The 11,190-nt window shown below is 47.9% G+C and carries 9 protein-coding genes; 3 read left to right on the forward strand and 6 right to left on the reverse strand.

Features of this window, described 5'->3' with window-relative positions; all coding sequences use genetic code 11:
* Positions 1-571: 571 nt before the first annotated feature.
* A complete protein-coding gene (locus ABK821_RS22160; protein ID WP_343178861.1) occupies positions 572-1,696 on the forward strand; it encodes a cupin domain-containing protein in 1,125 nt (374 codons plus the stop codon).
* Between the two features lie 69 nt (positions 1,697-1,765).
* Here ABK821_RS22160 and surE read toward each other — a convergent pair whose 3' ends face one another.
* Positions 1,766-2,641: a 5'/3'-nucleotidase SurE gene (gene surE / locus ABK821_RS22165; protein WP_138362990.1), complete on the reverse strand. Its 876-nt coding sequence runs from the start codon at positions 2,639-2,641 to the stop codon at positions 1,766-1,768.
* 494 nt (positions 2,642-3,135) lie between these two features.
* Here surE and ABK821_RS22170 point away from each other — a divergent pair, with 494 nt between their 5' ends.
* The gene (locus ABK821_RS22170; protein WP_138362989.1) at positions 3,136-3,915 is read left to right on the forward strand and encodes a histidine phosphatase family protein; all 780 of its coding nucleotides are present in this window, start codon (positions 3,136-3,138) and stop codon (positions 3,913-3,915) included.
* Between the two features lie 84 nt (positions 3,916-3,999).
* Positions 4,000-5,343: an OprD family outer membrane porin gene (locus tag ABK821_RS22175; protein ID WP_138362988.1), complete on the forward strand. Its 1,344-nt coding sequence runs from the start codon at positions 4,000-4,002 to the stop codon at positions 5,341-5,343.
* A gap of 123 nt (positions 5,344-5,466) precedes the next feature.
* On the opposite strand, the gene ABK821_RS22180 is transcribed toward ABK821_RS22175, so the two are convergent.
* The 5 genes from ABK821_RS22180 to ABK821_RS22200 all read right to left on the reverse strand — a co-directional run bounded on the left by ABK821_RS22180 (position 5,467) and on the right by ABK821_RS22200 (position 10,871).
* A complete protein-coding gene (locus ABK821_RS22180) occupies positions 5,467-6,480 on the reverse strand; it encodes a fimbrial protein (protein ID WP_343178862.1) in 1,014 nt (337 codons plus the stop codon).
* Between the two features lie 17 nt (positions 6,481-6,497).
* Positions 6,498-8,999, reverse strand: coding sequence for a fimbria/pilus outer membrane usher protein (locus ABK821_RS22185; RefSeq protein WP_395034167.1), 2,502 nt, complete (start codon positions 8,997-8,999; stop codon positions 6,498-6,500).
* Between the two features lie 11 nt (positions 9,000-9,010).
* A complete protein-coding gene (locus tag ABK821_RS22190) occupies positions 9,011-9,688 on the reverse strand; it encodes a molecular chaperone (protein WP_343178864.1) in 678 nt (225 codons plus the stop codon).
* A gap of 42 nt (positions 9,689-9,730) precedes the next feature.
* Entirely contained in the window at positions 9,731-10,249 is a 519-nt protein-coding gene (locus ABK821_RS22195; protein WP_138362984.1) for a fimbrial protein, read from the reverse strand.
* A gap of 103 nt (positions 10,250-10,352) precedes the next feature.
* Positions 10,353-10,871 carry a LuxR C-terminal-related transcriptional regulator gene (locus ABK821_RS22200; protein ID WP_343178865.1) on the reverse strand — a complete coding sequence of 173 codons (519 nt, stop codon included), beginning with the start codon at positions 10,869-10,871 and terminating at the stop codon, positions 10,353-10,355.
* Between the last annotated feature and the right edge of the window lie 319 nt (positions 10,872-11,190).

The raw sequence follows: 11,190 nt of genomic DNA on the forward strand, positions 1-11,190 counted from the left end.
GTAATGAATTACGTGTTCACTCAGAGACTTGGTATTCATTTATTGTCCGAAGACGTTAAGAATCCATGTCACTTTGAGTGCCCACACAGATTGTCTGATAAATTGTTAAAGAGCAGTTGCGACGCGCTTGAGCGCCTGTCGCGAGGTGGCGTATAATACGCTTTCCTCTTACAGAGTCAACCCGTTATTTAAGGATTTTTCTCTGCAACCGACCGGATTGTTTGTGAAGTGATTCACGTCTGCCGTGTCAGTGGAGGCGCATTATAGGGAGCTCCCGGGATATAGCAACCCTTAAAATACAAAAAACTTATCAACCGCTCATAATTTAATCTTTTAGCCACAACTGTCTATGTACACGAAACAGAACAAAGCCAGATATTGCATGGTCTGTCGCGACTTTCCGTCAAAAATAACACTTTGTGAAAATTAGCATTGTCCTCGTCGACTCTTCTTTTTTCTGCATCTTTACGCCCGGTTGACGACTTAAGCAACAGCCTTGACCCATGACAAAGCGGCGTGTGGTTGCATGTTTCTATAATCAGGGCCGTTTCTTCTTATCTGGTGTAAACCTATGGCTTATCAACTCAACATTAACTGGCCCGAGTTTTTAGAAAAATACTGGCAAAAGCAGCCGGTAGTATTAAAGAACGCTTTCCCGAACTTCGTCGATCCGATTACGCCAGATGAGCTGGCAGGGTTAGCTATGGAGCCAGAAGTCGACAGTCGGCTGGTAAGCCTGGAGCACGGCCAATGGCAGGCCAGCAGCGGTCCATTTGAACATTTTGATGATCTCGGCGAAACCGGCTGGTCATTACTGGCACAGGCCGTAAACCACTGGCATATGCCCGCAGCAGAACTGGTGCGCCCCTTCCGCGTGTTGCCAGACTGGCGTCTGGACGATCTAATGATCTCCTTTTCGGTGCCTGGAGGCGGAGTCGGCCCGCATATCGACCAGTATGACGTCTTTATTATTCAGGGTATGGGCAGCCGTCGCTGGCGAGTGGGCGATAAACTGCCGATGCGTCAGTTCTGCCCACATCCAGCGCTATTACATGTCGAGCCGTTCCCGCCGATTATTGATGAGAATCTGTGCGCCGGCGATATTCTGTACATCCCACCGGGATTCCCACATGACGGGATTACCCACGAAACGGCGCTGAACTACTCTGTCGGCTTCCGGGGACCAAATGGTCGCGATTTAATCAGCAGTTTTGCTGATTACGTGCTGGAGAATGATCTCGGCAGCGAGCACTACAGCGATCCGGATTTAACCTGCCGCCAACATCCGGGCAGGGTGGAAGAGTATGAACTCGAACGTCTGCGCGGCATGATGATCGAAATGATTAGCCAGCCGCAAGATTTCACGCAGTGGTTTGGCAGCTTCGCCACCACTTCACGTCACGAACTGGATATTGCACCTGCTGAACCGCCCTATGAAGAAGAAGAAATTGTCGATGCGCTACTGGGCGGCGAAATGCTGACTCGCCTGAGCGGCCTGCGCGTACTACATATCGGCGATTGTTTCTTTGTGAATAGTGAACAACTGGAGCCTACGGACCCTCAGGCCCTGGACGCGCTTTGCCGCTATACGCTCCTGAGTAAACATGAATTGGGTGAGACGGCGCTACGCAACCCGGCCTTTATTACCGAATTGACTCGTTTAATTAATCAGGGATACTGGTTCTTCAACGAATAATATTCATCATCAGTTTATGGAGAAGACGCGGATTGACGCGTCTTCTTTATATTGCATATCGCTATATCGTCATTTTCCGAGCAGAGTCTCATATTGCGCCTGGTATTGCGGCGCATTCCATGAACCATCAAACAGAGTGTAAGTAACATATCCTTTGTTCAACCAGCCTGAATCATTATCTCCTTCCGCTGGTTTTATCGCTTCCGGATTCATCGTCTGTTTTGCCGTGCCATCAGGGAGTAGTTCATAACCAATCTGCGGCGCAGGAAATTGTTCATTCCCAACATAATGAATGCCTTTAATTTCAGCCGACGGCAGCGGCGGATAGTTAATGCTCAGTCCCGATCCCTGCGGCAAAATTGGGTTACCCGGTTTATGAGCGGCATTCAGTTTATCCACCAATGAGACAACATAATCCACTGAATCGGGCCAATATTTATGCGTGCTCGGCCACTTGTTTTTCATCTCTTCTTCCGTGAAGCGATAACCAATGCTGGCCGCTATCGCCGGGAAACCATAGCGTAAAGCACGGGCCGCGGCACTCACGGTACCGGAGTTAACCTGCGCCATACCGGTATTGGGGCCATCGTTGACACCCGAAATAACCAGATCCGGCGGCGTATCTTTCAGAACGCCCCACAGGCCAAAATCCAGCGCATCCGCGGGCGTTCCCGGAAAGCAGTAGCGCTTGTCAGCAACTTTTTTAACGTCAAAAATTTTACCCGTCTTAAAGGTAATTGCCGAACCAATACCGCTCTGGTTGGTTGTCGGCGCCACCATCCAGACGTCATACCCTTTGGCGGCCAGTTTTTCCTGCAACGAGGTCGTGCCCACAGACTGGCAACCATCATCATTAACCAGCAGTATTTTCAGCGGTTTTTCAGCAGCCTGTACGCTGGCGGAAGATAGCGCCAAAATGGCGGCGGTCAGGATTTTCGTTCTCATCTTCACTCCTTATTGGGTAGCAGAGCTATTTCTTCGACAAAAAAAAACCTAAGACGCCTGTCGTCAGCCAAATTGACGTACAAGAATCTTAGGTTTTGCCTGCGGTCAGTAACAATCCCAGATAGAGAGAGGAAAATAACGTCAGAGCGTGGAAGAGTCCAGTCGCAATCACTGAATTTTGTGACAAAGCTCAATCCCTGATAATAATCCCAATTCAAAATCACCTATTAGTCCGAAAATTAAATTCAGAATAAAACCCTACCATCAGAATTACCGTCATGAAGATGATCACATTTATTGATATTCATAATACGCAGAAGATGCCTTTTCTCATCTTTAGTGATAACGTCTCCGGTGTTGGATTGTTACTGTTAAGAGCAGGCGAAACCTACATCGGATAGCACCGGCGAACATAATGTTATTTATGTTCCACATCGGGTATCTGACGTAGGTTTTTTTTTGCATATAAAAAGACCATTCAGATGGAGAATAATATGAAGAAATGGATAGTCGTATTAATGATGGCGGCAGGCGCAGCAACCTGCTCTGCGACTGAAGTTAAACATGACGATGGCGTGAATATCTATTTCGCTCGCCATGGAAAAACACTGCTGAATACGTTTGACCGTGTTCAAGGCTGGGCCGATTCACCGCTCACCGAAGACGGCATTCGCGTTGCCCGCTATCTTGGCGAGGGGTTAAAAGGCATTCCATTTGATAGTTTTTATTCCAGCGATGCCGGACGTCAGCGTGAAACCATGCATGTTATCCTCAAACAAGCCGGAGTAAGTAATTACCAACTCACTGAGCTAAGCGGTTTGCGTGAAGCGTTCTTCGGCGGTTTCGAAGGTGGCTATAACAAAGAGATGGCTGCGGCAGGTGCCAGGCAGTTAGGTCTTAAAGATGGCGCGGCGCTTTTCAGCCAAATGAAAGCAGGAAAACTATCCGTCGATACCAACCAAAATGCGCTGGCTGCTGCCGATCCAAAAGGAATGGCGGAAAATTATCAGCAGGTAAAAACCCGCACCCAGGCAGCCCTGCGCACTATCGTTGAGAATGCGCAGGCGCGTGGGGAAAAAAATGTGCTGGCGATTTCATCCGGTACCGCAATGCAAATTATGATTTCAGATTTAACGGACGATAACGCAAAAAATAAACCGCTCGCCAATGCTGCCGTGGTAAAAATAATTTATAACGACGGTAAATATATCATTCCTGAAATCGGCACGATGAAGTATGTTGAAGCCGGGAAACGTGCTCTCGACAAACAATAATATTCGCATTTAATTATTCATTACGGCAGGCTTCAGGCGAAATGACCTCGCCTGAATAACTACGTCCCGACTCTGGGGTTTATTATGAAATTCAATACTATTACAATCGCCATTATGATGCTGGTAATTCCCGCCAGTGTCTGGTCCGCCCCCCAACAAAGCAACGTTAAAGAATGCGATATGGTCGACACCGTGCTCGAGGATCCATTATTTAGCCAGTCACATATGAACGTATCTTTTAAAAACTACTGGAAATATCTGAAGGAAGAAGAAAGCGGGCCGAAAAGAGTCCACAATGCCTGGGGTCAGGGGGTCGCCATTGATTATCAGTCCGGCTATTTTGCCGATATTATTGGCTTTGACGCGACCTGGTATAGCGCGGTAAAGCTTGGTGCCAGCGATTACTTTAACTCCCGCGGCGTGCTCTACAACAACGGCAGCGGTAATAAAAAAAGTAATGCTGAAGGCTTTTCAAAATTCGGTCAACGCAACGTTAAGCTGCGATACCAACTGGAAGGCGTCGGGCTGAATGGCCGCTGGGGCTGGCAAACGATGAAAAATTTTGGCGTAATATCCAATTCAACCCGGCTCTCTCCGACCACCTACTTTGGCTGGACCGGCGCCGTGAACTACGGCCCATTCACCCTGCGCGGCGCTTACATTGAAAGCGCAATGGATCGTAACTCACCGGATAAGAAGCGCTTCCAGACCAACAGTGGGGGCTATATTAACCATATCGCCAGCGGCGATATTCAGTGGAAAAGCGAACGGCTGAACATGCAATACAGCTATGGCGAAAGCGATGACTATCTGCGCCGCCATATTCTGTTTGCCAATCTCAAGCCGATAAAAGCGCTGAACATTGGTACCCAGGTGTACGCTACTCACGCGTTGGATGCGTACAAAGCCATGCCGGCAAACAAGCGTGATTTTGACGACGATGCCTGGCATATCGCCATGGATGTTAAATGGCAGGACGATAGATGGAGTACCAAATGGGGTCTGGGCTATACCGATGCCAACAAGGCCAACGCGGTGGGCTTCTATCCGCGTCATATGAGCAAAAACTCGCGGGGAACCTTTACCTCCATGGCCTATGCCGGTAATGACTATATGCGCGATGGCGAACTGGTGCTCTCGAATATGTCGGACTACAACCTGACACCAGAACTGGCTATCGGCCTGGCAGGCAATATTGCCCAGTTCAACTACCGCGGCAATCATGTTCGCACGGGGGAAATCAACGCTTTCAGCCGCTGGGTGCCGTCGCACCCAAGGCTGAAAAATCTCACCGTCTGGGCGATGTTTGGACCGGGCTGGTCGTATAAGATGAGTGGCAAAACCCCGGTGCTTACCGATGGTGATTACCGTCGCGCTAACTCGCTCTCTTCGGAAGTGATTATCGAATATAAGTTTAACGTGTTCTGATAAATCGGCCCCGCCGCCATCGGCGGGGAAATCTGGCAACACGCGTCACCTGAATTCAGCGTTCTCAGATATTCCACCGCGACAAACGGCTGAATAAAATACCATTGGGCGCTGACAATATCACTATTGATACGTCATCGTGAATGACAGCACACCGTTCGCGCTACCGGTAGTCACGCGATCGCCGGTCTGATAATAGCGCGCTTTGAGCGGCACGCTGAATGATCCACCAGCAGAGGACGCGCCAACGGCGACATCGGAACCCAACGCCATCGGCTGATTGTTATAAAGCAATTGGATCCCAACCCCAGTGGCAGCGTCTGTTCCTCCGGTGGTATTAATCACCCCTTTAGTCGCATCAAAAATATTCCCTTCCATCTTCACGCTAACCTTCGTTCCGGCATTGCAGGTCATCGGCAGATTAAACGACTGAGTGTATGCATCCCCGGGCGTGGATCCTTTGCCATTAAATTCATTTTTATCCACCTCACGCATATCAACAGGTATTGATGCCGTCGTCAGCTTACAGGCTGGTGTGGTAACCGTAAACGCATTGATATTGACGGCGGCATCCGGGGATTGCCAAAGCAATGAGTTATTCAACAGGACCAGCGCACCTACCGTTTTGGCGGTTATCGTTCCGGAGCCAGTTTCTGTTGCAGTTTTATAAAACGTCACCGTGACAGTGCCATTCAAGGTGGAGCTCACCATTCCGGTGGTGTTCTCACAGAGTCTGGCGGTATTAACATCTCCCCGGAGCGTATTACTGCCGGTGACCGCCGCGCTACCGCCCGCACATTTTGTCGTTGAACCCGATATCGCATAGCCAATACCGTCGATGTTGGTTTTATAAACGCGCAAACCGTTCACCATCGAATCGAAGGTACCGTTCGCCTTCACACCTAAAACCTGATTAGAGATAACGCCCTCCGCAGAATCGTAGCAACTAAACGCATTAATTGTCGGGGTCACGAGCTGCGTGCCAATAACTGCGCCAACAGGCAAATCTCGCGATATTGTAATACTTTGCGGCGATACGGTGGTTGACGACGTTAATGTTGTGCAATCCCAGGCCCGGACTGCATGGGAAAACATCCCCAGTACAGCAAAAATCAGGGTGACTAAAATATGTTTCATGTTTCTTTCTCTCCTGCTCAATGGCATTGCGCAGTAACGTTGTGCGTTTTGTCTGAAATCTGCGTTATCTGATATGTTGCATGACAGCTCTCGCCTCCCCAGCGAACCTCTACGGTGCCCTTTTCCGGCGCGCCGTTTAGCCAGACCCGCATACGCTCATCAACAATTCCATCCGTCACGTTGTCGCGGTTTTTAATTTCGGCCGTTGCCCCGAAAGGGATCGCTTTCCCGGTCAGTTGCAACATGATTCTGTAACCCGTTACGGTGGGGTAATCAGCCAGGACCAAAGCACCTTTAGTTGGGACTACCGTACGAGTGTCATTGAGCACATCGGTATTTTTATTCAATGTCGCGGTATCCAGCGATAGATTGTTCTGCCGATACGGCGTGACGTATGGCACCACGGCAAAACCTTTATTGTCGGTGTAGATACCGCTGTTATTTGCCACCTTCACCCCGGCGGCGTTATCCGCTTTTACCAGTGCCAGGGTCTCACCGAGAGGCTGAGTCGCGGCAATACCATACGGGTGAACCACCAACCCGCCCATTGCCCCAACGGAAAACTGACTGTTATCACGAGAGTAGCTATAGCCAAGCTGATACTCACCATGACGACCTTTATAATTAACCGAGGCGCTCCCCATCGTATCGGAGCCTTTGCTGTTATAGCCCTGCTGTACGTTCCAGCTCAGGTTTTTGTCTTCCAGCGCTGCACCAGATAATCCCATCTGTGAAACGGTATCTCCTTTCTTATTGCTGTTAGCAGATAAGGTCATCCAGCTGTCCGGCAGAAAACGTGAGAGTGGGATCTGCACGGTAAAAGCGACAATATGATCGTTGTCATGACGCCATGGGCCTTTCGAGTAGCTGTAGTTCAGGCCATAATTGATGTTGTTAACGCTGGTGTTGTATCCCAGGTTAACACTACGCTCGCTATCACCGCCCCAGTAATCCTGCTGCCAGGCTGAGAGATTAACGTTGCCCCAGTCGCCGAGCCGTTGATTCAGCGTGATTTGCGCCTTACTGCGTTTATTACGCTGATTGCGCCAGTTGTCATCAAGACGAGTTTCATCGTCCGCGATGCGAAACGGATTTACATCGCCGTTTGCTTCCTGAAAATCGCGAAAGCCCGATGAGGAATAGCGATACCCCGTCAGACTCAGGGACGTCCCCGTTGTCGCAAAATCTTTAGCATACTGCGCGCGTAGCGAAACCCCTTCCTGTGTCTTCTCGGGTAATTGCGAACGGGCAAACGTGGTGTCAAAAGAGAGTGAGCCAAAATCGCCAAACCCCTTACCCATACCCAATGCGCCAGCCCGGTAATTTCCGGAGAACAGCATCCCGCCATAGACCGTCGTATCCCACGGCAAACCATAGCTCAGCGTGGTCTGCAGAAATGTCGGTTCCTTATCCTGGTCATTTGCCGCCCGATATTTCCCCGCCGCCAGCGCATATTTGAACTGACCTTCCCGTTGCATCACCGGTACCGCAGAAAACGGTTGGATAAACTGATGCACCGAACCATCCGCTTCGCGTACTGAGACGTCGAGATCGCCGCTGGCAGCGGTAGGATAAAGATCGTCAATCACGAAAGGTCCCGGGGGAACATAAGACTGCCAGATAATATTCCCGCCCTGACGTATGGTGACCTGAGCATTGCTCTGTGCGATACCGCGTACCACCGGGGCAAACCCACGCACGCTTTCCGGCAACATCGAATCATCGGAATAAAGCTGGGCGCCACGAAAATTAACGCTGTCGAATACGCCGGCCTGGGTATAACCGTCGCCTACGCTAAATTGGCTTTTCAGCTTTTTGATATCCCGCTCAAGGGACGTACCGATAGTGTTCCAGCGACTCACTCCATCGCTGTTGTTATAGGTTGAATAATTACGTAGCCGCCAGGCTCCCACATTGAAACCACTGCGCAGATTTAAATAGCTGTCGTTCCGTGAGTTGCCGTTGCTATGGTTATTAGCAGCAGAAAAGTTGTAATTCAAAAACAGCATATTCAGCCCATCATCCCACTGCACTGGCGATACAGATCCCTGAGGATCCCGTCGCAGATACTCCTGCGGCATGGAGAGCTCAAGCCGCATGCCATTAAACTGGAAATGAAGCTGGCTGCCGGGCAGGAGAGCGCTGATATTTTCGACCGATGCCGACTCCTGCACATCCATCCAGCCAGGCTGCGCATTCGGTTTCACGCCCCATTGGGTAAAATCTGCACGTGTCAGAACCGGCACCAAATCACTTTCATTACCGATGAAAGTGATATCGCGTGAGTCGACATAGCTCCCGTTGAGATAAACATCGACATGATAAACACCGGGAATCTGCCCGTCGGCTTTGCTAAAACGGGAGATATCGATATCACGTGGAACATTTCCACGGGTTTCAATAAAATCCGGGGCAAAATAATCCTCAGCCAGTAGCACAGGAGCGTGCATGCATAAATAAATAAGCACAGATAACTGAGTTAATTTCACATAACCTGACACAGCATTGACATGGAGCATGAATGATTAACCTAAATTTTAAATTTATGTTCAGCCGTAATACCTCCAAAATCATTGATCGCACGCCACGATACTTCACCACCAGTTACCGCTGCCTGAGATAGCGATACGGTTTGAAATGGTAAAACCATTGGAGGTTTTTCTAATTCTTTGCCATTAACTTTCACATCATAGAGCGACACGCTATAAGGTGACGGATTATGCACATTCAGCTTTCCACCAGCCGTTGAAAAAGTTAATTGCTGATAAGCTAATGAAGGGTCGCCTTTTAATCCCGCCGGGCGATAAAAAATCTTCATTTTACTTTTTACTGCAATCAGCAATGCGTTTTTCGCATCCGCCGATGATGATGGTATTGATTTAATATTCAGCCAATATACACTTTCCCTGTCCTGAGGTACGGTGTTGTCAGTTAACATTACGCGAACCGAATTCTGTGCATGTGGGTTTAATTTAAATAACGGCGGCGTGGTAATAAAAATACTATCACCATCGTCACTGTTTTCACTGTTACTGACCCATGACTGAATTAAATACGGTGTATTATCCGGGTTACTCACACTGATAGCCGCCTGATGGCCACTACCGTTATAAACAAGTCGGGTACCGCCTATTTCCACGCCACTGATCGCCGTTGCTGAGACAAGTAACAGACTCACCACGACTTTTTTTAATACTTTCTGAAACATGAAGAGATCCTGAGAGAGTCAGGGCCACAAGGGGCCCTGCTTTTACTGGTAAGTCACGGTAAATGACGTAGAAGAATTTGCCGTTCCTGCGCCAACGGTGCCCGTTGCCATATATTTAGCGAAGTAAGTCAGCGTGTTATTAACATCTTCCTGCAGAGTCACGCTTGCTGAGGAAGAACCGACTGGAATGAGCGTGGTACTATCCTGCTCATAAATAGCCACACCGACGTTGGATGCGCTTTGCCCACTGCTTAGCGCCAGAATAGACGGATTCGCGGTATTCGTTGTGCCATCAAAGCGAACGCTGGCGCTGGAAACGCTCTCCGGGCAGGATTTCAGTACAATGTTAAAACGTTTTGCCGCCGCCGTCGCGCCATTACCACCGGCAAATGTCGCGGTCGAAATAGTGCCGAGATCAACAGGTTGAGCAATAGCAGAAGTATCAACCACGCATGCTGTACCGGTAATATTCCCGGTAAAGTTAATCACTCCATCAGCAGCATTTGCCGCCTGAAATACGGACAGAGACATAAGAGCAGAAATCAGTGCAATCTTTTTCATATATAAATTCCAGATAGTTAATTAAATTGTAAAAAAAGAGACATGCTAAAAAAATTCTTGTGTCTTGTACCTCCATAAAAAATTGTTTAATACGGCATAACATTCAGCTATATTCGCAAGTGTTCTGCTTATAAAGTTCGCTGCGCGCAATATTCTGATACAGCGAAACGCGATTGCCTTGCCGTAGTTTAAAAATCAGGCTGCGCCGATGAGTATAAAATGTCTTCATCGTCATCCCTAATTGCCTGCCAATTTCTTTGGCATCCAGTCCTTGTTGCATACAAGAAAGGACTTCTTTCTCCCGACGAGAAAGTGAATATTTAACTCTGTAATTATATTGTGAATTCTTGACCAGCAAACAAGAGGGAATCTCATTCAATCGACATTTTTTATCAATAAAAACAAAATCCGCCATATGCTTTAATGCATAGTAGTCAAGATCGTTGGTGATAAACACAATAATTTTCCTGCCAGGAAATATTCGTTTTCGCACTTCTGACAGGTTTGTCGTATCAATATCTATAATATAGTAATTTTCATCAATCAACTCCGGCGTTAACAACGCACTGATGCCGACGATAAAAAAGTAATCATCAGAAAAAATGGCGTCTGACAAATCCATAAAACTTACCTTTTCGGCGTAATCCCCTTTGTTATTTAACGTCAGTAATCCCTCTCGTGTTTCGATGTAAAATTTACAGAAAATAAATTTTTATGACAGCATAAAAGTAATGGATTTCAGTCACACTGTTAAAAACGATCGTTTCTACTATCTTTTTATCATCAACAGACCATTGATCCACAATAATGATGAAAAACCAAAGTAAATCACCATTAATAAATTAAAATATAGAATTTAAAACTATCATAACACATAGGCACAACTTAATGATCTATTGATATTTGATAGCCAGAACTTGCAATAACCATGAATTTAGATT

The sequence above is a fragment of the Klebsiella sp. KE9456 genome, from assembly GCF_043832615.1.
In the GTDB taxonomy this organism is placed as follows: domain Bacteria; phylum Pseudomonadota; class Gammaproteobacteria; order Enterobacterales; family Enterobacteriaceae; genus Klebsiella; species Klebsiella indica.

Coding starts and splice junctions, on each gene's coding strand:
- ABK821_RS22160 (WP_343178861.1), top strand. CDS start 572: ATGGCTTATCAACTCAACATTAACTGGCCCGAGTTTTTAGAAAAATAC.
- surE (WP_138362990.1), bottom strand. CDS start 2,641: ATGAGAACGAAAATCCTGACCGCCGCCATTTTGGCGCTATCTTCCGCC.
- ABK821_RS22170 (WP_138362989.1), top strand. CDS start 3,136: ATGAAGAAATGGATAGTCGTATTAATGATGGCGGCAGGCGCAGCAACC.
- ABK821_RS22175 (WP_138362988.1), top strand. CDS start 4,000: ATGAAATTCAATACTATTACAATCGCCATTATGATGCTGGTAATTCCC.
- ABK821_RS22180 (WP_343178862.1), bottom strand. CDS start 6,480: ATGAAACATATTTTAGTCACCCTGATTTTTGCTGTACTGGGGATGTTT.
- ABK821_RS22185 (WP_395034167.1), bottom strand. CDS start 8,999: ATGCTCCATGTCAATGCTGTGTCAGGTTATGTGAAATTAACTCAGTTA.
- ABK821_RS22190 (WP_343178864.1), bottom strand. CDS start 9,688: ATGTTTCAGAAAGTATTAAAAAAAGTCGTGGTGAGTCTGTTACTTGTC.
- ABK821_RS22195 (WP_138362984.1), bottom strand. CDS start 10,249: ATGAAAAAGATTGCACTGATTTCTGCTCTTATGTCTCTGTCCGTATTT.
- ABK821_RS22200 (WP_343178865.1), bottom strand. CDS start 10,871: ATGGATTTGTCAGACGCCATTTTTTCTGATGATTACTTTTTTATCGTC.